The sequence below is a fragment of the Cupriavidus sp. OV096 genome, from assembly GCF_900115455.1.
Taxonomy (GTDB): domain Bacteria; phylum Pseudomonadota; class Gammaproteobacteria; order Burkholderiales; family Burkholderiaceae; genus Cupriavidus.
Genome location: NZ_FOWM01000002.1, coordinates 547,056 through 572,929, shown reverse-complemented (window position 1 = coordinate 572,929; position 25,874 = coordinate 547,056). Strand labels below are relative to the sequence as shown.

Here is a 25,874-nt window from a genome sequence, read left to right as displayed (position 1 = left end):
GCCTCCACATCGGAATCCAATGCCGTTTGCTCATCCCGCCCTGCAGCATTATGCAAGATGCGCATAACCTTGCGCCCGACCCCTCAGGCTTGCGTCGTCAACGCAGCCCAGACCTTGTCCACCAGCTGGCGCTTGCGCCGGCTCTGCCCGCTGCGGCGGTCGTTGCCGACATCGGTGGGCCGTTCGCGGTAGAGCCGGATCTCCATGTCGATGGACTGCGGCAGCCCGCGCGCGGCCTCGGCCCGCACCAGCCGGCCTGCGTGCACGTCGTCCCGCACCGCGCTCTCGGGCAGGAAAGCCATGCCGTGGCCGGCCAGCGCCATGACCTTGAGCGCCTCGGCCATATCGGTCTCGTAGCATTTGTCGAGCTTGAGGATGTCCGGCGACTCGGACAGCAGCATGTCCACCATCCGTCCCAGGAACGCATTGGGCGTGTAGCTGAGGAACGGCACCGGCTTCTTGTCGCTGCCGGGCAGCCGGAACACGGGCCGGCCAGTGCTGTCGGGCACGCTGTAGGGCGACAGCCGCTCGGTGCCGAGCACGAGCATGTCGTAGTGGGCCGGATCCAGCTGGATGGCCTGGCGCGGGTGGTGGTAGACCATGACGAGGTCGCAGCCGCCCTCCACCAGCATCAGCACGGCATCGTGGACGTTCAGCGCGCGCAGCCGGCAGGGCAGCGTGCCGACCTTGCGCTCCACGCCCTTGAGCCATTCCGGGAAGAAGGTCAGCGACAGCGTGTGCGGCACCGCGAATTCCAGCACCTGGGCGTTGGCCGAGCGCTGGCCGCGCATCAGCGCCCGGGTTTCGCTGACCTGGGCCAGCATGGCCAGCGCCTGCTCGTAGAACACCTTTCCGGCGTCGGTCAGAGTGGTCGGGTAGCTCGATCGGTCGATCAGTTCGGTGCCCACCCACGCCTCAAGCGACTGGATACGCCGCGAGAACGCCGGTTGCGTGACATGCCGCAGCTCCGCCGAGCGCGAAAAGCTGTGCGTCTCGGCCAGGCTGACGAAGTCTTCAAGCCATTTGATTTCCATGGCGCGGATTATCGCTTGCCGGCCATCGGGCTGCACGATGAGCAAATCTATTCCAATTTCTTGAATATTTTTGGAACAGGATTACGATTGGAGCGAGATTTGGACGACAAATTGGATATCCTTGCTCAGGGGGGCCGACTAAGATGAATGGGATACCATCCTGCCCCCGCAACCGCCATGCAACCATCTGTCCTCCCTTCGTCCTTTTCCACGCTCGCCACCGGCATGGAAGCCACGCTCGCCCAGAGCGCGCGGATGGTGGCGGCGCACGTGGCGGCCAGCCTGCCGGACGCCGACACGCTGCTCGCCAGCCTGCCGCCGGGCGCGCTCGAAGGCAGTCCGGACCGCTATACGCGGCACCTGGTCCATGCCGATCCCTTCGAACGGTTCTCGGTCATGGTGCTGGTCTGGCGGCCGGGGCAGTTCAGCCCCGTCCACGGCCATCGCACCTGGTGCGCCTACCGCGTGCTGCGCGGCACGCTGGCCGAGCGCCACTACCGCTGGAACCCGGAGGACCGCACCGCATCTCAGGTCAACGCGGTCACCCGCGAGGCCGGCGACACTTTCAGCGTGCCGGCCGGCCTGCGGCACATCCACGCGCTGGGCAATGCCAGCGACGCCGTGGCGGTGTCGCTCCATATCTACGGCGTGGACCAGGACCGCATCGCCACCGGCGTGAACCTGCTGGTGGATACCATCGTCAGTTGAGGATTCATGGACCGCTATGACCGCCAGATCCTGGAGATCCTCCAGGAAGACGCCACCGTGCCCGTCGCCGATATCGGCGAGCAGGTCGGCCTCACGTCCACGCCGTGCTGGCGGCGGGTGCAGAAGCTCGAGGAATCGGGCGTGATCCGCAAGCGCGTGGCGCTGCTGGATGCCGGCAAGCTCAATGTGGGCGTGACCGTCTTCGTGTCGATCCGGACCAACCAGCACAACGTGAAATGGCTCAAGGCCTTCCACGGGCTGGTGGCGTCGATCCCCGAAGTGACCGAGTTCTACCGCATGGCCGGCGACACGGACTACCTGCTGCGCGTGGTGGTGCCCGATATCGCCGCCTACGACGCCGTGTACAAGAAGCTGATCCAGGGCGCGGAACTGGCCGATGTCAGCTCCAGCTTCGCGATGGAACAAATCAAGTACACGACGGCGCTACCGCTGGACTACGCCTGAGCGGCGCCTGCGCGGCGCATCAGCCCCGGTGCGCCCAGCCCGTCATGCGCTTTTCCAGTACCGCGAACAGCTCGTACATCCCCATCGCCATCACGGCGATGACGACCAGCCCCGCAAACGCCAGCGGCATCTTCATCGCCGAGCCGGCCGACACCAGCAGGTAGCCGATGCCCTCGTTCGCGGCGCTCATCTCGGACACCGTCGTGCCGACGAAGGCCAGCGTGATGGCCACCTTCAGCGAGGCGAAGAAGAACGGCATCGCGCGCGGCAGGCCCACCTTGAGCAGCACGTCGCGCCGCTTGGCGCCCAGCACGCGCAGCACATCCTCAAGCTCCGGCTCCAGCGTGGCCAGCCCGGTGGCGATGTTGACCATGATCGGGAAGAACGAGATCAGGAACGCCGTCAGGATGGCCGGCCCGGCGCCCAGCCCGAACCAGACCACGAGGATCGGCACGAAGGCGGCCTTGGGCAGCGCGTTGAAGGCGGTCATCAGCGGGTAGGTGGCCGCGTAGGCCAGCTTCGACGAGCCCATCAGCAGGCCCAGCACCACACCGACGCCAATTGCCAGCCCAAAACCAACCATCGTGGTCCAGAACGTGCGCCAGGCATGGCCGGCGATCACGCCGCTGTACTCGGTCAGCGAGGCGACGATGGCCGACGGGCTCGGCAGGATGAAATCGGAGATCTGGAAAGCGAGGCACGCGCCCTGCCAGACCATCAGGAAAGCCCCCAGCAGGAGCCACGGCGCCACGCGCTGCACGCGCTTTGCCTGGGTGGAAGTCATGGTTGCCATGGTGTGGATCGCTTCTTATTGCTGGCGGACGTGGCCGATCTTCTCGCGCAACTCGTGCACGCGTTCGGCGAACGGTTCGGAATAGGTGACGTCGAGCGCGCGCGGACGCGGCAGGTCGATCTCCTTGCGCAACAGGATGCGGCCCGGGCGGGCGCTCATCACGTAGACCGTGTCGGCCAGGAACACGGCCTCGCGCAGGTCGTGCGTGACGAGGATGACGTTGAAGCGCTGGGCCTGCCAGAGGTCGCGCAGCACGCACCAGAGTTCCTCGCGCGTGAAGGCGTCGAGCGCGCCGAACGGCTCGTCCAGCAGCAGCATGCGCGGCTGGTGGATCAGCGCGCGGCAGATCGACGCGCGCTGCTGCATCCCGCCGGACAGCTGCCACGGGAACTTGTCCTCGTAGCCCGCCAGGCCGACGGTCTTGAGCAGGTCGCGCGCCCGGGCCTCGTACTCCTTGCGCTTGGCGCGCATGGTGGAGCGGTACGGCTCGACGATCTCCAGCGGCAGCATCACGTTGTCGAGCGTGGTGCGCCACGGCAGCAGCGTCGGCGCCTGGAAGGCCATGCCGACCTGCTTGAGCGGGCCGTTCACCTTCTCGCCCGCGATGCTGACCACGCCGCGCGTGGCCGGCCGCAGCCCGGTGGCCAGCTTCATGAAGGTGGACTTGCCGCAGCCGGACGGCCCGACGATGGCGATGAACTCGCCCTGCGCCGCCTGCAGCGAGATGTCCTCCACGGCGAACTCGCCACGCCGCGCCAGCTCGTCGTCATAGGCGAGCCAGACACGGTTGAAATCGACGAACGGCTTCGGGGGAGCCAGGGTGGCCTCCGTGACCCCGCTGGCCGCCCCGCCCGAGGCGGGGGACAGGCTTTCTCGCGCCATCATCATCGCAGGACGTCCAGTTCGGCGGCAGAAGGCAGGTAGGCGTCGGTCCAGAGCGTGTCCGGGTTGATCCGGCCCTTGGTGCCGAAGGCATCGGCCACCTGCGACGCCATCAGCGAGAGGCGCGGCTTGCTCACGCGGCCGAAGCCCTCGGCCTTGGCATCGGGCGACTTCACCACGCTGTCCAGCGCCAGCTTCAGGCGGCGCACCTCCAGCTTCTCGTCGATGATGCCGTCACGGGCCTTCACGGCCTTGATGCCTTCCTCGGGATGCGCGATCACGTCGCGCGCGGACTTGGAGAACGCGCGCAGGAACGCCTTGACCGTCTCCGGGTTGCTCTTCAGGAACTGCTCGGAGGCGATGATGGCGTTGCCGTACAGCTTCACGCCGAACTGCGGGTACGGCAGGACGACGATGTCCTCATCCTTCACACCACGCGCGTTCAGGTTCAGGATCGACGTGAACGAGAAGCCGGTGATGGCGTCCAGGTCGCCGCGCGTGAGCATGGTCTCGCGCAGCGTGGGGTCCATCGCCTGCCAGTTGAACGACTGTGCCTGGAGGCCATTGGCCTTGGCGAAGATCGGGAAGGCGCGGCGGCCGGCATCGAACACCGGGGCGCCGAGCTTCTTGCCGGCCAGGTCCTTGGGCGCGCGGATGCCGGACTTCTTCAGCGCCAGCACGGCGGCCGGCGTGTTGTTGTAGACCATCATCACGGCCACCGGCTTGTTCTTGGCGTCCGGGTTATTGCCGTAGAACTCCATCACCGAGGCCAGGTCGGCGAAGCCCATGTCGTAGGTGCCGGAGGCCACGCGGTTGACCACGTTGCCCGAGCCGTTGCCAGCGTCGATGGACACGTCGAGCTTCTCCGCCTTGTAGTAGCCCTTCTGCTCGCCCAGCAGGAACAGCGCGGACGGGCCCTCGAAACGCCAGTCGAGCTGGAAGCGGACCTTGGTGGCGGCTTGCGCCTGAGCGGTGCCTGCACAGAGTGTCGACAGCACCATGGTGGTGCCCAATGCGGTACACAGCTTCAGCAGATGACGGCGCGCGGCGAATTGCGGCATGAACCTTCTCCAGTTGTTGATCTCTCCTGGGAAGGCTTTTCGCAAGGCGCGTGCCAGCTTTTCACATGGGTGTCATGCCCCGATCCGGGGCACGCGCGCCGTGCATTGACGAACCATGATTGTGCGCGGCGCTCTGTGGGACGGGGTTGCCGACAGCGATTGTCGACAATCCCAAGCCAATCTCAGGCGTCCTGCGTGGCGTCGCCGACGTCGATGGCGAGCACGTCGGACGGCGACGCCGCCTCCACCGCCCCCTCCGCCGCGCTGCGCGCCTGGATCAGCCACATCTCCGCGTAGCGGCCGTTGGCGCGCATCAGCTCGGCATGCGTGCCGCGCTCGACGATGCGGCCGTGATCCATCACCAGGATCTGGTCGGCGTGGACCACGGTGGAGAGCCGGTGGGCGATCAGCAGCGTGGTGCGGTTTTGCGCCAGCCGCATCAGTTCGGCCTGGATGGCCTGCTCGGTGCGCGAATCAAGCGCCGAGGTGGCTTCGTCGAACACCAGGATCGGCGGATTCTTGAGCAGCGTGCGGGCGATGGCCACGCGCTGCTTCTCGCCGCCGGACAGCTTCAGGCCCCGCTCGCCCACCGGGGTGTCGTAGCCCTGCGGCAGTTCGCGGATGAAGGTGTCGATCTGGGCCGCGCGCGCGGCTTCGATGACCTCGTCGCGCGTGGCCTCCGGCCGGCCGTAGGCGATGTTGTAGTAGATGCTGTCGTTGAACAGCACGGTGTCCTGCGGCACGATGCCGATCGAAGCCCGCAGGCTCGACTGGCGCACGTTGCGGATGTCCTGGCCATCGACCTCGATCCCGCCGCGGGACACGTCGTAGAAGCGGAACAGCAGCCGCGCCAGCGTGGACTTGCCCGAGCCGCTGTGGCCGACCACGGCGGTGGTCGTCCCGGCGGCGATGGTGAAATCGACGTCGTCCAGGATCACCCGGTTGCTCTCGTAGCCGAATCCCACATGGCGGAAGCGCACCTCGGCGCCGCGCACCTGGAGCGGGAGCGCCCCGGGCGTGTCGGCCACCTCCTGGTTCGTGCCGAGCAGGACGAACATGCGGTCCATGTCGGTCGTCGACTGCTTGATCTCGCGGTAGATCACGCCGAGGAAGTTCAGCGGGATATAGAGCTGGATCATCAGCGTGTTCACCAGCACGAGGTCGCCCAGCGTCAGCGTGCCGGCCGCCACGCCCACCGTGGCGCGCCACAGGATCAGGATCAGCCCCAGGGCGATGATGGTCTGCTGGCCGAAGTTCAGGAACGACAGCGAGTTCTGCGAGCGGATCGCGGCGGTGCGGTAGGTGCGCAGGTTCTCGTCGTAGCGGTGGGCCTCGTATTCCTCGTTGCCGAAGTACTTCACGGTCTCGAAGTTCAGCAGCGAGTCGATCGCCTTCTGGTTGGCGCGCGAGTCCAGCTCGTTCATCTTGCGCCGGAAGTGCGTGCGCCACTCGGTCACGACGATGGTGAACACGATGTAGCCGACCAGCGCGCAGGTGGTGATCGCCGCGAACCAGATGTCGTAGCGGACCACGAAGAAGCCGATCACCAGCGACATCTCCACCAGCGTGGGCAGGATGCTGTACAGCGAGTACGAGATCAGGGACTGGATGCCGCGCGTGCCGCGCTCGATGTCGCGGCTCATGCCGCCGGTCTGCCGGTCCAGGTGGAAGCGCAGCGACAGCGCGTGCAGATGGCGGAAGACCTGCAGCGCGATCTCGCGCACCGCGCTCTGCGTCACCTTCGAAAAGAGGATCTCCCGCAACTCGGTGAACAGCGTGCCCGAGAGCCGCAGCACCCCGTAGGCGACGATCAGGCCGACCGGCACCACGAGCAGCGCGGCGGTATCGCCGGGGGCGATGTTCATGCTGTCGATCAGCTTCTTCATCAGCACCGGCACGCCGAGGTTGGCCACCTTGGCCGCCACCAGGCAGGTCAGCGCCAGCATCACGCGCCACTTGTAGTGCCAGACGTAGGGCAGCAGGTTACGGACGGTCTGCCAGTCGCTGCGGGGCTTGCCGCCGGCGGGGAACAGCGATTTGGCCGATTCGGGGGGGGAATCGGCGGACGTGGAGTAGCGGCGCATACGTTAGAATTCTTGCCAATGCCGCGATTGTCGCAGAGATCGCACATCCCGGCAGGCCATGACATTCCCCCGCACCCCGCCTTACCTTCCTGCCGATATGAACCATCCTGCCCCGCTCTCCGAACTGCCCGCCGGCAAGAACCCCGCCCTCCGCGTGGTGCCGATGCCCGCCGACGCCAATGTGCATGGCGATGTGTTCGGCGGCTGGATCATGTCCCAGGTGGACATCGCCGGTTCGATCCCGGCGGTGGAGCGCGCCCAGGGCCGCGTCGCCACGGTGGCCGTGAACTCGTTCCTGTTCAAGCACCCGGTGATGGTGGGCGATCTGGTGAGCTTCTATGCCGATATCGTCAAGACCGGCCGGACCTCGATCACCGTGTCGGTGGAGGTCTACGCGCAACGCATGCGCCACAGCCACGAATGCGTGAAGGTGACGGAGGCCACGCTGACCTACGTGGCCACCGACGATACGCGGCAGCCGAGAACCCTCCCGACCGCCTGAAGCGCCAACGCTCGCGTCTTAGCTGAACTTCGAGAAATCGGGCTTGCGCTTCTCGAAGAACGCCGAGAACGCCTCTTTCGCTTCCGGCGCCACCAGCATGCGCCGGAACACCTCGCCCTCCTCGCCCATCTTCTGCTCGACGGCTGCCACGTCGTCGCCCTTCATGAGCCGCTTGGTCTCGCGCAGCGACGACGCCGGCAGCGCGGCCAGCTTGGCCGCCTGCTGGCGCACGTAGTCCTGCAATTCGGCCACCGGCAGCACCTTGGTCACCAGACCCATCGCCAGCGCCTCCTGCGCGCTGAACGCCTCGCCCAGCATCAGCTTCTCGGCAGCGCGCTGATAGCCGACCAGACGCGGGAGCAGCAGGCTCGACGCCGCCTCCGGGCACAGGCCGAGCTGCGCGAACGGCAGGGACAGCTTCGCCGTGTCCGAGGCGTAGACGAGATCGCAATGCAGTAGCAGCGTCGTGCCAATGCCCACCGCCGCGCCACTGACCGCCGCCACCACGGGCTTGCTCGCGTGGCTGATCGCATGCAGGAACTGGAACACCGGCGCCGGCGTGCCATCCGCGCCGTGCGACGGCGGGCGCTTCATGAAGTCCTCGAGGTCGTTGCCGGCGGTGAAGATCTCCGGCTTGCCCTCGATCACGATCACACGCACGGCGGCGTCAGTCTCCGCCGCGCGCAGCGCATCGGCCATGGTCTGGTACATCGCGGCCGTGATCGCATTCTTCTTGTCGATGCGGTCGAAGCCGATGGTCAGGATGCCCTGGTCGATTCGTGTGGCAATGCTCATGTCAAACCTCGTCTGTCTCGTCTAGCTCATTGGGATGCCGCTCATACGAACGGTGGCGGCACTTCGGAAAGGTAACCGATGCTGAACGCGCCGGCGCCGATGTTCAGCGCCACGGTCAGGCTCATCGGGGCCAGCATCAGCTCCACGCCGGCGCGCTCGGCCGTGGCGGCCAGCGACTGCCACGCGGGCCACGCGCGCACTTCGTCGATATTGCCGGCATAGGCCACCGAGATGTCCGGCGTCAGCAGGCAGCCGGCCCGCACGCAGCTCTCGGCATGAGCCAGCAGCCGGCGGATGCCGTCCTCCTGTCCGCGCGCCTTGGCAATCGCCTCGGTCTCGCCCTGGTGCATGCGGATGATCGGGCGGATGTTGAACGCATTGCCCAGCATGTAGCGGCCCCAGGTGATGCTGTTCTCGCCCTTCTGCTTGGCGCGCGTATACATATAGAGCAGCTCGTTCGGCACCATGATCATGTGGGCGGCGTCGCGCAGGCGGGTCTCCACGGCATGGGAGATCGCCGCGGCGTCACCGCCGTGGCCCAGCATGCGGGCCACCTCGCGCACGATCAGCGCCTGGCCCGGGCCGATGGCGCCGGTGTCGATCACGGTCAGGTCGAACAGGCCGCTGCGCCCGGCGTCCTTGCGCAGCTTGAAGCTGCGCGCCACGGTGCCGACCACGGCGCCGGTGGCGTTCGCGTAGAACTTGCTGCGCGTGCTGGCAATCGTCAGCAGGATGGCACGGTCGCAGCCGGCCACCACATGCTTGAGCAGATGGTCTTCCAGCTCGCGTTCGAGCAGGGGGATCGATTCGGCGTAGTGGTCCTGCTTGCCGACCAGGTACTGCTGGTACAGGTCGGGCAGCGCGGCTTCGTCGCGGGTGTCGACCACGAAGCGGTCGCCAGCGCGAATCCGGAAAGGGATGGTATGGACGCCCAGCGCGTCCATCATTGCGCGCGGCATGTCGCATGCCGCGTCGGCCAGAATAGCTGTCTCCTGCATATTATTGTGTTCCTCCGTATCAAGCGTTTCAGTGTGTGGCTTCTCCGTTCCATCGCACTACGTTCTTCACCTGATCAGAGGGTTCGGGACAGCCCACCCGCCGGGCTGTCCCGGTGGCGCGCTGCCCCTGGCGCGTTTAAACGCGCTCGAAGATACCGGCGGCGCCCATGCCCGTGCCGACGCACATGGTCACCATGCCGTATTTGAGGTTGTGGCGACGCAGCGCGTGCACCACGGTGGCCGAGCGGATCGCGCCCGTGGCACCGAGCGGGTGGCCCAGCGCAATCGCGCCGCCCATCCGGTTGACCTTGGCCGGGTCCAGCGCCAGGTCACGCATCACCGCCAGCGACTGCGCGGCGAAGGCCTCGTTCAGTTCGATCCAGTCGATCTGGTCCTGCGTCAGCCCCGCAGCCTTCAGCGCGGCCGGAATCGCTTCCTTCGGACCAATCCCCATGATCTCGGGCGGCACGCCGCGCACCGCGAACGACACGAAGCGGGCCAGCGGCACGAGATTGAACTGCTTGAGGATCTTTTCCGAGACAAGGATCAGCGCGCCGGCGCCATCCGACGTCTGCGAACTATTGCCGGCCGTCACGCTGCCCTTGTTGGCGAACACCGGGCGCAGCTTGGCCAGGCCTTCCAGCGACGTGTCGGGGCGCGGACCCTCGTCCAGCGAGATAGTACGCGTCTTGACGCCGACCTGACCAGTGGCGAGGTCCGGGAACTTCTCGGTTACCTCGATTGGGGTAATTTCGTCGGCGAACTCCCCGGCCTGCTGCGCGGCCATCGCCTTCTGGTGCGACGCCAGCGAGAACGCGTCCTGATCCTCGCGGCTGACCTGCCACTGGGTCGCCACCTTCTCGGCGGTCAGGCCCATGCCGTAGGCGATGCCGACGTTCTCATCGCGCGTGAAGATCGACGGCGACATCGACGGCGTGTTGCCCATCATCGGCACCATGCTCATCGATTCCACGCCGGCGGCGATCATCACGTCCGACTCGCCCACGCGGATGCGGTCCGCGGCCATCGCCACGGCCGACACGCCCGAGGCGCAGAAGCGGTTCACGGTGATGCCGCCCACGGTGTTTGGCAGGCCCGAGAGCAGCGCGCCGATGCGCGCCACGTTCAGGCCCTGCTGGGCTTCGGGGATGGCGCAGCCCACGATGGCGTCTTCGATCAGCGCCGGATCGAGATTGGGCACCTGCGCCACGGCAGCGCGCAGGATCATGGCGAGCAGGTCGTCAGGCCGGGTGTTCCGGAACGCGCCCTTGGGGGCCTTGCCGATGGGCGAACGGGTGGCCGCGACGATGTAGGCGTCTTGCAGTTGTTTCATGATGTCGGTTCCTATTCTGGCCTGTTAGTTGCGCACCGGCTTGCCGGTCTGCAGCATGCCCATGATGCGCTCCTGCGTCTTGCCCGTGCCGAGCAGCTCGATGAACGCGCGGCGCTCCAGCGCCAGCAGCCAGTCCTCGCTGACCAGCGAGCCGGCTTCCACGTCGCCGCCGCACACGGCCTCGGCGATACGCGTGGCGATCAGGAAATCGTGGGCCGAGATAAAGTTGCCGTCGCGCATGTTGACCAGCGACGCCTGGATGGTGGCGATGCCCGAGCGGCCCGCCACCGGCACCAGCGCGCCGGGCACCGGGGCGCGGTAGCCGGCGTTGGCCAGCGCGCGCACTTCGCTCTGCGCCACGTACAGCAGTTCGTGGACGTTGAAGACGATGGTGTCAGTCGGTTGCAGATAGCCAATCTGCTGCGCATCGAGCGCCGAGGTGGACACCTTCGCCATCGCCGCCGCCTGGAAGCGGTTGGTCAGGAATTGCAGGTAGTTGGTGCTGCCCGCCGCCTGCGCCGCGCGCGCGGCAGCCAGTGCCGCCTCCTTGAGGCCGCCACCGGCCGGGACCAGGCCCACGCCCACTTCGACGAGGCCGATGTAGGTTTCGAGCGCGGCCACACGCTTGGCCGAATGGAGCATCAGCTCGCAGCCACCGCCGAGCGCGATGCCCGACGCCGCCGCCACCACCGGCACGGCCGAATACTTCACGCGCATCATGCCGTCCTGGAACTTCTTGACGAACGGCTCGATGCCCTTGGCGCCGCCCATCATGAACGCGGGCATGGCAGCTTCGAGGTTGGCGCCGGCCGAGAACGGACCGCCGGGCGCGCCCAGTTGCAGCGAGGTCGGCTGCCACACCACCAGACCCTTGTAGCCGGCTTCGGCCAGGTCGATGGCGCGCGTCAGGCCGTCGATGACATCCGGCCCGATCGTGTTCATCTTGCTCTTGAAGGACACCACCAGCACGTCGTCGGCGCCGGCGCTGGTCCAGATGCGCACGGCATCGTTCTCTTCGACAGTCTTGCCAGCCGTGCGCGGATCGGCCGCGTCGGTGCCGCGCAGCGCTGCGCGGAACACCTGGCGCTGGTACACCGGCAGTTCGGCGCGCTGGACGAACGAACTGGTCGCCGGCGACCACGAACCCTTGGCGCTATGCACGCCCTGGTTCTCGGCCACGGCACCGCTGAACACCCAGGCGGGCAACGCGGCGTTCGACAGCGCCTTGCCTGCATCGACATCTTCCTTGACCCACTCGGCCACCTGCTTCCAGCCGGCGGCCTGCCAGTCTTCGAACGGGCCCGAGTTCCAGCCGAAGCCCCAGCGGATGGCGAGGTCCACGTCCGCCGCCGAACCGGCGATCTGTTCGAGGTAGACGGCGATGTAGTGGAACACGTCGCGGAAGACGCTCCACAGGAACTGCGCCTGCGGGTTGGTCGATTCGCGCAGCAGCTTGATGCGCTCCGCCGGCTCCTTCTTGAGCATGCGGACCACGATCTCGTCGGCCTTCTTGCCCGACTCCACGTACTGGCCGGTCTTGGCGTCCAGCACCTTGATCGCCTTGCCTTCCTTCTTGTAGAAGCCGGCGCCGGTCTTCTGGCCCAGCGCGCCCGCATCGACCAGCCCCTTCAGCACGGTCGGCGTCTGGTAGACCGGTGCGAACGGGTCGTTGGTCAGGTTGTCCTGCATCGTCTTGATCACGTGCGCCATGGTGTCCAGGCCCACCACATCGGCGGTGCGGAACGTGGCGGACTTGGCGCGGCCCAGCTTGGAACCGGTCAGGTCATCGACGACATCGAACGGAATGCCGAACTTCTCGGCCTCGGCGAACACGGCCAGGATCGAGAAAATGCCGACGCGGTTGGCGATGAAGTTCGGCGTGTCCTTGGCGCGCACCACGCCCTTGCCGAGCGTGGTGGTCAGGAAGGCTTCCAGGCGGTCGAGGATCTCGGGCTGCGTGGTGGCCGTCGGAATCAGCTCCACCAGGTGCATGTAGCGCGGCGGGTTGAAGAAGTGCACGCCACAGAAGCGGGCCTTCAGGCCAGCGTCGAAGCCATCCGACAGCGCGGTGATCGACAGCCCCGAGGTATTGGTCGCGAAGATCGCATGCGGGGCGAGGTGCGGGGCCACCTTCTTGTAGAGGTCGTGCTTCCAGTCCATGCGCTCGGCGATGGCCTCGATCACCACGTCGCACTCGCCCAGCAGGGCGATGTCGTCCTCGTAGTTGGCGGCGCGGATCAGGCCGGCCTCGTCCTTGATGCCGAGCGGCGCGGGCGAGAGCTTCTTCAGGTTCTCGATGGCGCGCAGGGCGATGCCGTTCTTGGGGCCTTCCTTGGCGGGCAGGTCGAACAGCACCACGGGCACGCGGGCGTTGACCAGGTGGGCGGCAATCTGCGCCCCCATGACGCCGGCACCCAGCACGGCGACTTTCTTGACGATGAAATTGGACATGCGCGCTCCTCAGTCTGTGAGCGTTGAGAGGATGTGAGGTACGGGCAGGCGCGGCGGCGGATGGCCGCGCGCGCCTGCCGGCAAATCAGAACAGGTCGGCGTCCAGCGCCATCAGCGTGGCCGAGCCGGCGCGCGCCTTGCGGATCTCCGCGGCGGTTTCCGGCAGCAGCTTGGCGAAGTAGAACCGCGCCGTGGCCAGCTTGCTGGTGTAGAACTTGTCGCCGCTGCCCTCCTTCTCGAGCGCGAGCTTGGCCATGCGGGCCCAGAAGTACGAGAACACCAGGTGCCCCACCACGCGCAGGTACGGCACGGCGGCCGCGCCCACTTCGTCCGGGTTGCCCATGGCCTTCATGCCGATTTCCATGGTCAGCTTCTGCACCTTGTCGCCGATGTCGGCCAGCGGGTTGACGAACTCCTGCATCGCCTCGTTGGTGCCCTCTTCCTCGACGAAGTCCTGCACGATCTTGCCGAACGCCTTCAGCTTGGCGCCCATGTCGCCCAGGATCTTGCGGCCCAGCAGGTCCAGCGCCTGGATCGTGTTGGTGCCTTCGTAGATCATGTTGATGCGGGCGTCGCGCACGTACTGCTCCATGCCCCATTCGGCGATGTAGCCGTGGCCGCCGAACACCTGCATGCCCTCGTTGGTCGAGGTGAACGCGTTGTCGGTCAGGAAGGCCTTGATCACCGGCGTCAGCAGCGCCACGAGGTCGCCGGCTTCCTTGCGCACGGCGGCGTCGGGGTGCGACAGCTCGCGGTCGATCTGCAGCGCGGTCCAGTAGCTGAACGCGCGGCCGCCTTCGACGTAGGCCTTCTGCGTCAGCAGCATGCGGCGCACGTCCGGGTGCACGATGATCGGATCGGCCGGCTTCTCCGGCGCCTTCGGGCCGGTCAGCGCGCGCATCTGCAGACGGTCCTTGGCGTAGGCCAGCGAGTTCTGGTACGCCACCTCGGTCAGGCCCAGGCCCTGGGCGCCCACGCCCAGGCGCGCGGCGTTCATCATCACGAACATCGCGTTCAGGCCCTTGTTCGCCTCGCCCACGAGCCAGCCCCGCGCGCCGTCCAGGTTCATCACGCAGGTGGCGTTGCCGTGGATGCCCATCTTGTGTTCGATGGAGCCGCACTTGATGCCGTTGCGCTCGCCCGGGTTGCCGCTGGCATCGGGGATGAACTTCGGTACCACGAACAGCGAGATGCCCTTGGTGCCTTGCGGGGCGTCCGGCAGGCGGGCCAGCACCAGGTGAATGATGTTCTCGGCCAGGTCGTGCTCGCCGGCCGAGATGAAGATCTTCGTGCCCGAGATCAGGTAGGAGCCATCGGCCTGCGGCTCGGCCTTGCTGCGCAGCATGCCGAGGTCGGTGCCGCAATGCGGCTCGGTCAGGCACATCGTGCCGGTCCACACGCCGGACACCAGCTTGGGCACGTAGGTCTGCTTCAGCTCCGGCGTGCCGTGGGCATGCAGCGCCTCATAGGCGCCGTGCGAGAGGCCCGGGTACATCGTCCACGCCTGGCCGGCCGAGTTCAGCATCTCGTACAGCGCGTTGTTGATGATGATGGGCAGGCCCTGGCCGCCGAACTCGGGGTCGCAGGCCAGCGCCGGCCAGCCGGCTTCGACGTACTGCTGGTAGGCCTCCTTGAAGCCCTTGGGCGCGCGGACCACGCCGTCGCCCTCGTAGGTGCAGCCCTCGCGGTCGCCGGGCTGGTTCAGCGGGAAGACCACGTCGGCGCAGAACTTGCCGGCTTCCTCGATAACCTGGTTGATGGTGTCCGCGTCGATGTCGGCGTGCGTCGGCATCGCCTTGAGTTCGGCTTCTGCGCCGAGCAGTTCATGGAGCACGAACTGCATGTCGCGCAACGGTGCGGTGTACTGGCCCATCAAAAACTCCTTGGAGGTTTGCGATGCCGCCACACGCACGCGCCGCGCCGCCTGCAGGGAGGGGGCGAGACCGTTGCCGGGGGCGGCGTCAGGTTCGGTAAGACTGAATCAGTTTGTTGAGCGCGACCATGGCAAGTTCGGCGCTGTCCGGCAGGCGCAGGAAACGGGCGTCGTGATGCAAGCCTAGTTCAAGGCTGTACATCTCGAACAGCATCGTGCGCGGATCGCAGTCCGCGCGCAGGTGCCCCTCTTCCTTGGCCTGGTCGATCGCGCGCATCAGCGCGGCCCGCCAGATCGTGACGCTCTTGACCAGCTCGTCACGCACCGGGCTTTCCGCGCGATCGTCGTACTCGACCGCCCCGCTGATGTAGATGCAGCCCGTGGTCACTTCCTGGATGCGCTTTTCCATCCAGCGCCGCACCATCGACCACAGGCGCGGCAGACCGCGTGGCTCGTGCAGCGAGGGGTAGAACACCTCCTGCTCGAACCGGCGGTGATACTCGCGCACCACTTCCACCTGCAGGTCCTCGCGCGAACCGAAATGCGCGAATACGCCGCTCTTGCTCATCTGCATGCGTTCCGCGAGGAGGCCGATGGTCAGCCCTTCCAGCCCGTCGCGGGACGACAATTCCAGTGCGGCATCGAGAATCGCCACGCGCGTCATCTCACCCTTGCGCAAGGGCGCGGGTGCGGCGGCGGATTCAAGACGGACTGACTGGTGTCGCATGGTGTTCTCTCCGTTCTCGCAGCGCACTTCCCGGGCGCTGCCTATGACCTGACTTTGCTTTGAACCTGGCATTGCGGCTGCCGTAAAGCCGTGGCAAGTCGCGAATGCACGCAGTCTAAGCCAAAAAAGAACGGTCGTTCAGATTATTCTGGCGAGGCCGTTTGGCATCAAGCAATTAATTAGACCGGGGTTTCTAAACAGACGGTGCGGGCCCTGCGTTGACCACGCATTGCAGCAACGGCTTAAAACCGCACGGCACCAGCGCGCGCGGGATGGCGCGTGCGGCAGGGCAGCATGGTAACGCCACGCGCGCGGCCATGCGTCGAGGCATTCAGTACCGCCCCGTCACCCCGGCGATGACGACGCCGACGCGCAACACATAGTAGGCCGCCCAGTTGGCAAACCGCCGCAGGCGCGGCAGGCCCGCGTGCGCCTCCGGCACCACGCGCGCGCTGCGCTGCGCCATGGCCCGTTCCAGGTGCCCGCGCAGGTCGTTCGCGAAGTGGGTGTCGTAGACGGCCACGTTGGCCTCGCGCGCCAGCAGCAGGCTGAACGGGTCCATATTGCTCGAGCCGACCGTCGCCCAGGTATCGTCGACCACGGCGACCTTCGCGTGCAGGAAGCTCGCCTCGTATTCGTAGATCTCCACGCCCGCCTCGAGCAGCGTGGCGTAGAGCGCGTGCGTGGCGAAATGCTGGAGCCGGTACTCGACCACCCCCTGGAGCAGCAGCCGCACTCGCACGCCGCGCTCGCGGCAGGCCAGCAGCGCGCGGCGCATCTTGTGGCCCGGCAGGAAGTAGGCGTTGGCGAGGATCACATCGTGCCGTGCTGCGCCCAGCGCGTAGAGGTACTCGCGCTCGATCGTGCGGCGGTTGCGCAGGTTGTCGCGCAGCAGCAACGCGGCCGGCACGCCGCCCGGCTGCACGTTGCGCCGCGCCTGGCGGGCGGCCGTGGTCAGCGTCTCCACCTCGGCGAAGGCCTCGGCGGTCTCGCGCAGGCCGCGGCGCTGGGCGATGCGGAACCAGAGCCGGGCCGACGCCAGCGCAATCTGCGCGACCAGCGGCCCGGACACCCGCACGGCGAAGTCGTAGCGCGGGCCGAGTTCGGGCAGGTCGAGCGGGCCGTGGTTGTGGTCGTCGATGATATTGATGCCGCCGACGAACGCCACGCTGTCGTCGATCACGGCCATCTTGCGGTGGAGCCGGCGCAGGTGCCGGCGCGCCAGCTTGAACCCGCGCAGCGGCCGGTAGATCTCGAGCTTCACCCCGCCGGCCTGGAGGCGCTGTTGCAGGGCTTCGGGCATGTCGCCGGCGCCGAAGCCATCGACCACGAGCCGCACATCCACGCCACGCTGCGCCGCAGCGACCAGCGCCTCGGTCACGCGTTGGCCGACCGCATCATCGGCATAGATATAGGTCTCCAGCACGACGTGGCGCGTGGCCGTGCCGATGGCGGCGATCAGGGCGGGGAAGAAGGTTTCGCCATTGCGCAGCAGGTCCACCGCGTTGCCGGGCACCGGGCTGCCGCGCCGGCGGCCCCAGCGCAGCAGGGGCGCGCGGAGGTGGACGTCCGCGGGCGCCGCCTGGGGGATGGGCGGTGCCGGGGACTGGGGCGTCGAGGCGGGTGCGGGGCGGTCGACCCGGTCGTAGATCCGTGACATGGCTTGATTATCGGATAACGGGCGGCTCCTGCACATCGCCCGGGCCAACTCTGCTATTGTCGGGCCATTGTGTGGCGGAAAACGGAAAGTATTGTGAAGGTATTCGGCATCGCCGGTGCGTCGGGCAGCGGCAAGACCACGCTGCTGGACCAGCTGATTCCCCGCTTCGTGGCCGACGGCCTGCGGGTCGCCGGCATCAAGCACACCCACCACGGCTTTGACCCCGACACCCCCGGCAAGGACTCCTGGCGCATGCGCGCCGGCGGCTGCGAGAACGTCGTGCTGGTCGGCGCGCGGCACCTGACGCTGATGCGCCACTACCCGGAGTCGAAGCCATCGCCCGAAATCAGCGAGGCCCTGGCCGTGCTGCCGCCCGAGACCGACCTGGTGCTGGTCGAAGGCTATAAATGGAGCGATTTCCCGAAACTCGAGGTCTATCGGCCCGCCCACGGCAAGCCGCCGCTCTGGCGCGACGTACCCGGCGTGGTCGCCGTGGCGACCGACGCGCCGGCCGAAGTTGCCACGCAAACGGCGCTGCCGGTACTCGACCTCGCCGATCCAGACGCCATCTACCACTGGATCCGCACCGCCCTCATCAGCCTGTAACCCCGGGGCACTACGCCTCGGGAATCGCCACCCGGCGGGCCAGCTCCGCCACCAGCGGCACATGGTCCGAACGCTCGGCCCATTCGCGGCCGGTCAGCGCCTGGGTGCGCTCGATCTCGAATCCCCGTACGTAGATCCGATCCAGCTGCCACCACGGCATATGGCTCGGAAACGTGTGGATACGCCCGCTCTTGGCGTGCGCCGACTCCACCGCGTTGAGCGTGTTGCAGATCTGGGCGTCCAGCCGATGGTTCCAGTCGTTGAAATCGCCGGCGATGACCAGCGGCGCATCGGCCGGCACCACGGCGCGCACACGCTCCACCAGCGCGCTCGCCTGCCGCGCCCGGCTGCGCGCGAACAAGCCGAAATGCACGCAGATCAGGTGCGCCTCCACGCCGTTGATGTCCGCCACCGCGTGCAACAGGCCGCGCTGCTCGAAGCGGTGATCGGAGATATCGAGATTTTCCGACATCAGGATCGGATGCCGGGACAGGATCGCGTTGCCGTGATGGCCGTGATCGTAGACCGCGTTGCGGCCGTAGACCGAATGCGGATAGGCGTCGGTGGCCAGATAGTTGAGCTGGGTGTGGTCAGGGTCGAACAACTCGGCGGCGACCAGCCGGTCGTTGCGGTCCTGGACTTCCTGCAGGAAGACGATGTCCGCGTTCATGGTCTGCAGGCCGGTGCGTACATTCTGGATGCGCGGCTTCCCGCTGAACCCCTTCACGCCCTTGTGGATGTTGTACGTGACCACGCGCAGCTTCATCATGCCGCTCCCGAGGTGACGTCGAGCCCCGCCGCCGCCCGCCAGGCCAGCTGGCGCACCGCTTCCGCATTGCTGCTGGAAAAGCAGCGCTCGGCGGCTTCCTGCCAGGGCAGCCACGCGTAGCGCAGGTGTTCACGCGGCGCCAGCGTCACATTAAGAGGTGCGGGCACGCACAGCCCGAACCAGTGCTCGGTGTTGCGTGCCACCCCGGGCGCGTAGCGGTGGCGCCACTGGGGGTAGATGTCGTACGTGATGGTGTGTTGCCAGTCGGTCAGGCTATGCGCGCTGGCGATGATGCCGGTTTCCTCGGCCACCTCGCGGGCGGCGGTCACTGGCAGCGGTTCGTCCTCGGCGTCCAGGCTGCCGGTGACCGACTGCCAGAAGCCGGGCCGGTCGGCGCGCTCGATCAGCAGGACTTGCAGGTCTGGCGTGTAGATGACAACCAGCACCGATTCGGGAATCTTGTAGGGCATGGGGCGCGTTGGAAGGACAAACCCAAGGATAGCGCAAACCCCTCCGCTCAGGCCGCCGAGCGATCGGCGGCAGGTGCCGGCATCCCGTCTTCCGGCTTGGCGTGGCGCAGCCAGGTCTCGAAGACGTCCGGCGAATCGCCATGGCCCCACGCAGAACGCAGTTGCTGCATCAGCGGCGCCAGCGCCTGCGTGTAGCGCTGCGAGGCCACGTGGGCATGTTCGGCCAACGCATCGGTGCTCTCGCGCAGTTGCGCGGCCAGCTCGGCACGTTCCTGCCCAATGTCCTTCTCGCGCTGGCCCAGCTGGTTGTACTTCTGGATCAGGAAGCGCTGGTAATCGCCCGCTTCCACGCCTTGCGCGGCCTGGGCGTTGACCTGCTCGAAGCGCATCACGATGCTGGCGGTTTCCTGTTCGACATGGGCGGCTTCCGCCACCAGCGCCTGGAGCGCCTCCTGAAGCGTCAGCGCCTCGCGGCGATGGGTCTGGAGCCGGGCGGCTTCATCCTCGAACGTACGCTGAGCGGTCAGGTAGGCCTGCACGACCGGTTGCGGGGCGACGACCAGCAGCGGGTCCGCGCCACCGGCACGCCGGCCGGTCAGTAGCGCGTCCTCGGCCAGACGCAGGTTGCCGACATCCTCAAGCCATCGCCCACGAGCCATGACGGTCGCCACGGTATCGAGCGACAGGCGACGCAGCGCATCTGCGCGCTGGGCAGTGACAGGCTCGGCGCCATCGGGATCCACAGCCACGGGATGCGCCGTTTGCGCCGCATGGGCGATGTCGGGCACGCACGCGGCCACCGTGGTCGCCACTGACTCGGACATCGCCTGTGCCGACTTGCGCACCGCGCGGCGCAGCTCGAATTTCGCCAGCAACATCATCACCAGGCCGGCCACCAGCCACGTCAGGATGGTCTCCGCATGCGCCTGCAGGAACTGGCGGATTTGTTCGATATCGAGGTTCACAGATTCGTCCTCCCAGACGGCGCGGTTGATTATGGGTTTTTCAACCTAGGGAGACATTGTTGCGGGAGGCTTCGTTCCTATTCGTAACAAATGGAAACGAGATTGTTGGGGGATTTGGTGCTAATGGGTTCGTTCGGCCGCGGTTGTTTCTGTTGTTGCGATGGTGGCTGTTGCCCACAACCACCACCCCAAAAAACAAAAGGGGCACCACCCCAAGGCTGGCACCCCTCATCAACACCCCGGTCAAAAAACTCAAACCGTAGTCTTGGCCTCCTGCGCCCGCAGCCGAATATGCAGTTCCCGCAGTTGCTTCTCGTCCACCGCCGACGGGGCCTGCGTCAGCAGATCCTGTGCACGCTGGGTCTTCGGGAAGGCGATCACGTCGCGGATCGAATCGGCGCCGGCCATCATCGTCACGATACGGTCGAGGCCGAATGCCAGTCCGCCGTGCGGCGGCGCGCCGTATTGCAGCGCATCCAGCAGGTAGCCGAACTTGGCCCGTGCCTCTTCCTCGCCGATCTTCAGTGCGCGGAACACCTTGCTTTGCACGTCCTCGCGGTAGATACGGACCGAACCGCCGCCCATTTCCCAGCCGTTCAGCACCATGTCGTACGCCTTGGCGATGCACTTGCCCGGATCGGTTTCCAGGTACTGCAGGTGCTCGTCCTTCGGGCTCGTGAACGGGTGGTGCATGGCCACCCAGCGCGCGTCTTCCTCGTCGTACTCGAACATCGGGAAGTCGATCACCCACAGCGGCTTCCACACGTCCTCGAACAGGCCGCTGGACTTGCCGAATTCGGAATGGCCGATCTTCAGGCGCAGGCCGCCGATGGCGTCGTTCACGACCTTGGCCTTGTCGGCGCCGAAGAAGATGATGTCGCCGTCCTGGGCGCCGGTGCGCTTCAGGATCTCGGCAATCGCGGCGTCATGCAGGTTCTTGACGATCGGCGATTGCAGGCCGTCGCGGCCCTTGGCCACTTCGTTGACCTTGATCCAGGCCAGGCCCTTGGCGCCGTAGATGCCGACGAACTGGGTGTAGGCGTCGATTTCGCCACGCGAGATCGAACCGCCGCCCGGCACGCGCAGACCCACCACGCGACCGTTGTCGCTGTTGGCCGGGCCCGAGAACACCTTGAAGTCGACGTCCTTCATCACGTCGGTCAGCTCGGTGAATTCGAGCTTCACGCGCAGGTCCGGCTTGTCCGAGCCGAAGCGGGCCATGGCCTCGCGGTACTCCATCACCGGGAACGCGGCGTCCAGGTCCACGTTGATGGCGTTCTTGAACACGGTGCGCATCATGTCCTCGAACAGGTCGCGGATCTCCTGCTCGGTCAGGAACGACGTCTCGCAGTCGATCTGCGTGAATTCGGGCTGGCGATCAGCGCGCAGGTCCTCGTCGCGGAAGCACTTGGTGATCTGGTAGTAGCGGTCGAAGCCCGAGACCATCAGCATCTGCTTGAAGATCTGTGGCGATTGCGGCAGCGCGAAGAAATGGCCCGGGTTCGTGCGCGACGGCACCAGGTAGTCGCGCGCGCCTTCCGGCGTGCTCTTGCCCAGCATCGGCGTTTCGATGTCGATGAAGCCCTGGGCGTCCAGGTACTTGCGCACTTCCATGGCCACCTTGTAGCGCAGGCGCAGGTTGTACTGCATCTGCGGGCGGCGCAGGTCCAGCACGCGGTGCGTCAGGCGGGTGGTTTCCGACAGGTTGTCGTCGTCCAGCTGGAACGGGGGCGTGACCGACGGGTTCAGCACGCTCAGCTCATGGCACAGCACCTCGATCTTGCCCGAGGTCAGGTTGGCGTTCTCCGTGCCGGCCGGGCGCGGACGCACCTTGCCAGTGATGCGGATGCAGAACTCGTTGCGGATCTCTTCGGCGGCCTTGAACATCTCCGGGCGATCCGGATCGCAAACCACCTGCACCAGGCCCTCGCGGTCTCGCAGATCGACGAAGATCACGCCGCCGTGGTCACGCCGGCGCTGTACCCAGCCGGTCAGGGCCACTTCCTGGCCGATCAGTTGTTCGGTCACCAGACCGCAGTAGTGAGTACGCATGGAGGACATAGGAGAAATTCCCGGTAATGCGCGGCCGCGAGGCGGCCCGCGCGCAATTCAATGAGTAGAGTTCGAGTCGGCGACCGCAACCGCCTCTTCAGCGGTGTCCGCGGCCTCGGCCGCATCCGCCGGACGGCCCGACGTGCCGGACTTGCGGGGCAGCTCCGTCGGCGCCACGACGCCCATCGAGACGATGTACTTGAGCGCGGCGTCGACGGTCATGTCGAGTTCGATGGTGTCGGCCTTGGGCATCATCAGGAAGAAGCCCGAGGTCGGATTCGGCGTGGTCGGCACGTAGACGCTGACGTATTCGCCCTGGAGGTGATTCTGCACGTCTCCGCCGGGCCGGCCGGTCAGAAACGCGATGGTCCACGACCCCTCGCGCGGATACTGCACCAGCAGCGCCTTGCGGAATGCGTTGCCGGACGACGACAGCAGCGTGTCCGAGACCTGCTTCACGCTGGTGTAGATGGGGCCCACCACGGGAATGCGGCCGAGCAGCATTTCCCACCAGCGCACCAGCCGTTGGCCGATGAAGTTGTGCGCGAGCACGCCCACCAGCAGGATGAACAGCAGCGTCAGGATGGCGCCAAGACCTGGAATGCGGCGCCCGAACAGGTTCTCGGGCTGCCACGCCACCGGCAGCAAGGCCATGCTCTGGTCCATCGTGCCGATGATCAAATTGAGCACCCACAGCGTGATGCCGAGCGGCACCAGCACGAGCAGCCCGGTCAGGAACCAGGTCTTGAGGGCGGAGGTTTTCTTGGCAACCACGGTTTTGGCCATGAGGGTCAGGCGCTGGCGCTGCCGCCCGCCGGGGCGGAAGGCGTCGAAGACGTGGACGTGGACGTGGACGTGGACGACGACGAAGCCGACGAACCAGACGCGTCACCGCCCGAGGCCGCCGGGGCCGATGCCGCCGCACCGCCCGTAGCCGCTGGCGCGCTGGCGCCCTTGTTGCCGCTGTTGCCGCCACGGAAGTCCGTGACGTACCAGCCCGAGCCCTTGAGCTGGAAGCCGGCGGCGGTCAGTTGTTTCTTGAAGGACCCGGCAGCGCCGCAGGATGGGCAGTCCGTGAGCGGGGCATCGCTCATTTTCTGCAGCACATCGCGCCCGTGGCCGCAGGCGTCGCAACGGTAGGCATAGATCGGCATGATGGTTCTTTTCGCGGAAATCTGGATTGGGAACAACAGGTGGCAGCGCCGGAGGCCATTTGCAATGGCAATTCGCGGAAAAACACCCGCACGGCGATGCAAAGCCTCGGATTATAAACTGTCGGCGGCCCGTCCACCGCCGGGAAAAGAGGCCATTCCGGGCGCCTCAGGTCGCCCATGAGGCGCCTGGGGCCCGTTTTACCGGCGCCGCCGGGGTGCCGGACCCAGTTTCAGGCTTGAAAGTTACGCAATATGCACTTCCTTGACGCCCGGTCGCTCGCTGATCCATTGCGGCAGCAGCGAGCCGAACACCATGCCGCTGATCGAGAACATCAGCCCCACCATCTGCGGCGGCACGGCGGCGTCGGCGAAGGCCACCTCGCAGGTCAGCCAGGATGCCAGCCCCATCAGGATGGCGGCCAGCCCGCCCTGTCGCGTGGCCGGCTTCCAGAACAGCCCGAACGCCAGCGGCACGAAGGACGACACCAGCGTCACCTTGTATGCGTTTTCCACCATGTGGAAGATCGACAGGTGCGAATTCAGCGCGAACAGCGTCACCAGCGTCGTGAAGACCAGCACCACGGCCTGCATCACGCGCAGGAACTGCTTGTCGGTCAGATGGCGGAAGTACGGCCGCATGATGTTCTCCGCGAACGTCACGGACGGCGCCAGCAGCGTGGCCGACGCGCAGCTCTTGATGGCCGACAGCAGCGCACCGAAGAACATCACCTGCGCGAACATCGGCGCATGGGTCAGGATCAACTGCGGCAGGATCAGCTGCGAATCCGAGTTGATGTACTTCTCGACCATGCCGGGATCGATCATCGTGGCCGAATAGGCCAGGAACATCGGGATGAAGGCGAAGAAGAAGTACAGCACGCCGCCCAGCACCGAGGCGCGCCCGGCAATCTTCTCGGTACGCGACGAGGTCACGCGCTGGAACACGTCCTGCTGCGGAATCGAGCCCAGCATCATCGTGAACAGCGCCGCCGCGAAGCCAATGATCTGGATCAGGTCCAGCGACGGCCAGAACTCGAACTTCCCGGCCGCCGCCGCGTGCGACACCACCGCCGCCACGCCGCCGGCCTGCCCGCTGACCTCGTAGCCGATATAGAGCATGCCGATCACGATGATGATCATCTGGATGAAATCGGTCACCGCCACCGACCACATGCCGCCGAACAGCGTGTAGACCAGCACGCTGGCCGCGCCGATCATCATGCCGGCGTCCTGCGACAGCGCGCCGTCGGACACCGTATAGAACACCAGCCCCAGCGCCTTGATCTGCGCCGCCACCCAGCCGAGGTAGGACGCCACGATACATAGCGTGGTCAGCACTTCGGCCACGCGCCCGTAGCGGTTGTGATAGTAGTCGCCGATGGTCAGCAGGTTCATCCGGTACAGCGGCCGGGCGAAGAACAGGCCCACCAGGATCAGGCAGAGCGAGGAGCCGAACGGGTCGGACACCACGCCGGAGAGCCCCTCCTTGAGGAACACGGCCGGGATGCCGAGCACGGTTTCGGAGCCGAACCAGGTGGCGAACACCGTGGCGGTGACGATGTAGAACGGCAGGCTGCGGCCGGCCACGGCGAAGTCGGCGGTGCCCTTGACGCGCAGCGCCGCCCACAGCCCAATGCCGACCGAGATAACCCAATAGATGATGACGAACCAGATCAGCATGCCGCTGCCCTATCCCAGATTTCCGAAGTTGCGGAGAAATGCCGGCGGATTATAGCGATGCAGACCCGACGGGTCGAAAAAAAATCCCCGGGCGCGGCGAATTCCCCACGCCGGTGCGGGAAGCGCCGCATGGACGACTTGGAAACGGCTCGGGGTCGAATCTGGATCGGATCAGGTTCGCTTCAGGCGCGCCGGCGCCAGACCTGCCAGCGCTCCTGGCCGGCCGCGAAGACCGGCAGCGGCGCGGCGGACGGACGGTCCTCCACCAGATCGAAGGCCGGCGCCAGCAGCCCGTCCAGCTCGGTGCGGGGCATGGTGAACGGGGGCCCGCCGCGCGTCTCACCTATATAGAAGTACCCGGCCAACAATCCGCCCGGTGGCAACAGTGCCGCTACGCGGTCGGCATAGGGCTGGCGCAGCGCCGGCGGCAGCGCGCACAGGAAGGCGCGCTCGTAGATCAGTTGGCAGGGCGGCTCGGGCGTGAAGGCGAAGAAATCGGCCTCCCGCACCACCACGGCGGCGGCGCCGAGCGCCCGCCGCGCCGACGCCACCGCCTCGGCGGAGAAGTCGATCGCCGTCACCGGCCAGCCGCGCGCGTGGAGCCAGCCGGCCTCCCAGCCGTTGCCACAGCCCGGCACCAGGGTCGGGCACGGCGTCAATCCGGCAGCGAACGCCTCGAACTCGGCCGGCACGCCCTGAGCGTCCCAAGGCGTGAATTGCCGCGCAAAGCGCTCGTCCCAGAACGCCGCGTCGGCGGCGTTGCGGCTCTCGAATTCGCGTTTCGGGGGATTCGGCATGGCGTGCGTCCGAGG

General features: G+C 66.7%; 24 protein-coding genes. 4 read left to right on the top strand and 20 right to left on the bottom strand.

The window, feature by feature from the left end; translation table 11 throughout:
• Nucleotides 1-83: 83 nt before the first annotated feature.
• Entirely contained in the window at nucleotides 84-1,034 is a 951-nt protein-coding gene (locus BM115_RS06645; protein WP_092292143.1) for a LysR family transcriptional regulator, read from the bottom strand.
• A gap of 177 nt (nucleotides 1,035-1,211) precedes the next feature.
• Between BM115_RS06645 and BM115_RS06640 the strand changes: the two genes are divergently transcribed.
• Together BM115_RS06640 and BM115_RS06635 are read left to right on the top strand one after the other, a co-directional pair.
• Nucleotides 1,212-1,742, top strand: coding sequence for a cysteine dioxygenase family protein (locus tag BM115_RS06640; RefSeq protein ID WP_255370714.1), 531 nt, complete (start codon nucleotides 1,212-1,214; stop codon nucleotides 1,740-1,742).
• A 6-nt stretch (nucleotides 1,743-1,748) separates the two neighbouring features.
• Entirely contained in the window at nucleotides 1,749-2,207 is a 459-nt protein-coding gene (locus BM115_RS06635) for an Lrp/AsnC family transcriptional regulator (RefSeq protein ID WP_092291859.1), read from the top strand.
• A gap of 19 nt (nucleotides 2,208-2,226) precedes the next feature.
• Here the strand turns inward: BM115_RS06635 and BM115_RS06630 are convergent, their stop codons facing one another.
• From BM115_RS06630 to BM115_RS06615, 4 genes are all read right to left on the bottom strand, one after another.
• On the bottom strand, nucleotides 2,227-3,000 hold the full coding sequence (locus BM115_RS06630; protein WP_092291857.1) for an ABC transporter permease: 774 nt from the start codon (nucleotides 2,998-3,000) through the stop codon (nucleotides 2,227-2,229).
• Nucleotides 3,001-3,015: 15 nt separating this feature from the next.
• Nucleotides 3,016-3,885, bottom strand: a complete 870-nt coding sequence (locus BM115_RS06625; protein ID WP_092291855.1) for an ABC transporter ATP-binding protein — start codon at nucleotides 3,883-3,885, stop codon at nucleotides 3,016-3,018.
• On the bottom strand, nucleotides 3,885-4,943 hold the full coding sequence (locus BM115_RS06620) for an ABC transporter substrate-binding protein (RefSeq protein WP_092291853.1): 1,059 nt from the start codon (nucleotides 4,941-4,943) through the stop codon (nucleotides 3,885-3,887). Before BM115_RS06620 ends, BM115_RS06625 begins: the two co-directional genes overlap by 1 nt.
• 182 nt (nucleotides 4,944-5,125) lie before the next feature.
• On the bottom strand, nucleotides 5,126-7,027 hold the full coding sequence (locus tag BM115_RS06615) for an ABCB family ABC transporter ATP-binding protein/permease (protein WP_092291851.1): 1,902 nt from the start codon (nucleotides 7,025-7,027) through the stop codon (nucleotides 5,126-5,128).
• Between the two features lie 97 nt (nucleotides 7,028-7,124).
• Between BM115_RS06615 and BM115_RS06610 the strand changes: the two genes are divergently transcribed.
• The gene (locus BM115_RS06610) at nucleotides 7,125-7,529 is read left to right on the top strand and encodes an acyl-CoA thioesterase (RefSeq protein ID WP_092291849.1); all 405 of its coding nucleotides are present in this window, start codon (nucleotides 7,125-7,127) and stop codon (nucleotides 7,527-7,529) included.
• An 18-nt stretch (nucleotides 7,530-7,547) separates the two neighbouring features.
• On the opposite strand, the gene BM115_RS06605 is transcribed toward BM115_RS06610, so the two are convergent.
• From BM115_RS06605 to clsB, 7 genes are all read right to left on the bottom strand, one after another.
• Nucleotides 7,548-8,324 carry an enoyl-CoA hydratase gene (locus BM115_RS06605; RefSeq protein WP_092291847.1) on the bottom strand — a complete coding sequence of 259 codons (777 nt, stop codon included), beginning with the start codon at nucleotides 8,322-8,324 and terminating at the stop codon, nucleotides 7,548-7,550.
• A gap of 41 nt (nucleotides 8,325-8,365) precedes the next feature.
• Nucleotides 8,366-9,322: a DegV family protein gene (locus BM115_RS06600; protein ID WP_092291845.1), complete on the bottom strand. Its 957-nt coding sequence runs from the start codon at nucleotides 9,320-9,322 to the stop codon at nucleotides 8,366-8,368.
• A gap of 136 nt (nucleotides 9,323-9,458) precedes the next feature.
• Entirely contained in the window at nucleotides 9,459-10,658 is a 1,200-nt protein-coding gene (locus tag BM115_RS06595; RefSeq protein ID WP_092291843.1) for an acetyl-CoA C-acyltransferase, read from the bottom strand.
• A 21-nt stretch (nucleotides 10,659-10,679) separates the two neighbouring features.
• The gene (locus BM115_RS06590; RefSeq protein WP_092291841.1) at nucleotides 10,680-13,106 is read right to left on the bottom strand and encodes a 3-hydroxyacyl-CoA dehydrogenase/enoyl-CoA hydratase family protein; all 2,427 of its coding nucleotides are present in this window, start codon (nucleotides 13,104-13,106) and stop codon (nucleotides 10,680-10,682) included.
• 85 nt (nucleotides 13,107-13,191) lie between these two features.
• Nucleotides 13,192-14,979, bottom strand: coding sequence for an acyl-CoA dehydrogenase C-terminal domain-containing protein (locus BM115_RS06585; RefSeq protein ID WP_092291839.1), 1,788 nt, complete (start codon nucleotides 14,977-14,979; stop codon nucleotides 13,192-13,194).
• A gap of 88 nt (nucleotides 14,980-15,067) precedes the next feature.
• A complete protein-coding gene (locus tag BM115_RS06580) occupies nucleotides 15,068-15,658 on the bottom strand; it encodes a TetR/AcrR family transcriptional regulator (RefSeq protein WP_092291837.1) in 591 nt (196 codons plus the stop codon).
• Nucleotides 15,659-16,037: 379 nt separating this feature from the next.
• On the bottom strand, nucleotides 16,038-17,366 hold the full coding sequence (gene clsB / locus BM115_RS06575; RefSeq protein ID WP_255370713.1) for a cardiolipin synthase ClsB: 1,329 nt from the start codon (nucleotides 17,364-17,366) through the stop codon (nucleotides 16,038-16,040).
• 93 nt (nucleotides 17,367-17,459) lie between these two features.
• On the opposite strand from clsB, the gene mobB reads away from it, so the two are divergent.
• Nucleotides 17,460-17,972, top strand: coding sequence for a molybdopterin-guanine dinucleotide biosynthesis protein B (gene mobB, locus BM115_RS06570; RefSeq protein WP_092291833.1), 513 nt, complete (start codon nucleotides 17,460-17,462; stop codon nucleotides 17,970-17,972).
• Nucleotides 17,973-17,982: 10 nt separating this feature from the next.
• Here mobB and BM115_RS06565 read toward each other — a convergent pair whose 3' ends face one another.
• The 8 genes from BM115_RS06565 to BM115_RS06530 form a co-directional block, all read right to left on the bottom strand.
• Nucleotides 17,983-18,741 (bottom strand): endonuclease/exonuclease/phosphatase family protein, encoded by a 759-nt coding sequence (locus tag BM115_RS06565; RefSeq protein WP_177219860.1) that lies wholly within the window; start codon nucleotides 18,739-18,741, stop codon nucleotides 17,983-17,985.
• Nucleotides 18,738-19,211, bottom strand: coding sequence for a dihydroneopterin triphosphate diphosphatase (gene nudB / locus BM115_RS06560; RefSeq protein WP_092291829.1), 474 nt, complete (start codon nucleotides 19,209-19,211; stop codon nucleotides 18,738-18,740). The genes BM115_RS06565 and nudB overlap by 4 nt, the downstream gene beginning before the upstream one ends.
• Nucleotides 19,212-19,258: 47 nt before the next feature.
• On the bottom strand, nucleotides 19,259-20,176 hold the full coding sequence (locus BM115_RS06555; protein ID WP_092291827.1) for a hypothetical protein: 918 nt from the start codon (nucleotides 20,174-20,176) through the stop codon (nucleotides 19,259-19,261).
• A 252-nt stretch (nucleotides 20,177-20,428) separates the two neighbouring features.
• Nucleotides 20,429-22,237, bottom strand: a complete 1,809-nt coding sequence (gene aspS / locus BM115_RS06550; RefSeq protein ID WP_092291825.1) for an aspartate--tRNA ligase — start codon at nucleotides 22,235-22,237, stop codon at nucleotides 20,429-20,431.
• A 48-nt stretch (nucleotides 22,238-22,285) separates the two neighbouring features.
• Nucleotides 22,286-23,002: a DUF502 domain-containing protein gene (locus BM115_RS06545; protein ID WP_092292141.1), complete on the bottom strand. Its 717-nt coding sequence runs from the start codon at nucleotides 23,000-23,002 to the stop codon at nucleotides 22,286-22,288.
• A 17-nt stretch (nucleotides 23,003-23,019) separates the two neighbouring features.
• On the bottom strand, nucleotides 23,020-23,382 hold the full coding sequence (locus BM115_RS06540; RefSeq protein ID WP_092291823.1) for an FmdB family zinc ribbon protein: 363 nt from the start codon (nucleotides 23,380-23,382) through the stop codon (nucleotides 23,020-23,022).
• Between the two features lie 243 nt (nucleotides 23,383-23,625).
• Nucleotides 23,626-25,062 (bottom strand): high affinity choline transporter 1, encoded by a 1,437-nt coding sequence (locus tag BM115_RS06535; RefSeq protein WP_092291821.1) that lies wholly within the window; start codon nucleotides 25,060-25,062, stop codon nucleotides 23,626-23,628.
• 182 nt (nucleotides 25,063-25,244) lie between these two features.
• Nucleotides 25,245-25,859, bottom strand: coding sequence for a methyltransferase domain-containing protein (locus tag BM115_RS06530; protein ID WP_092291819.1), 615 nt, complete (start codon nucleotides 25,857-25,859; stop codon nucleotides 25,245-25,247).
• Nucleotides 25,860-25,874: the final 15 nt, after the last annotated feature.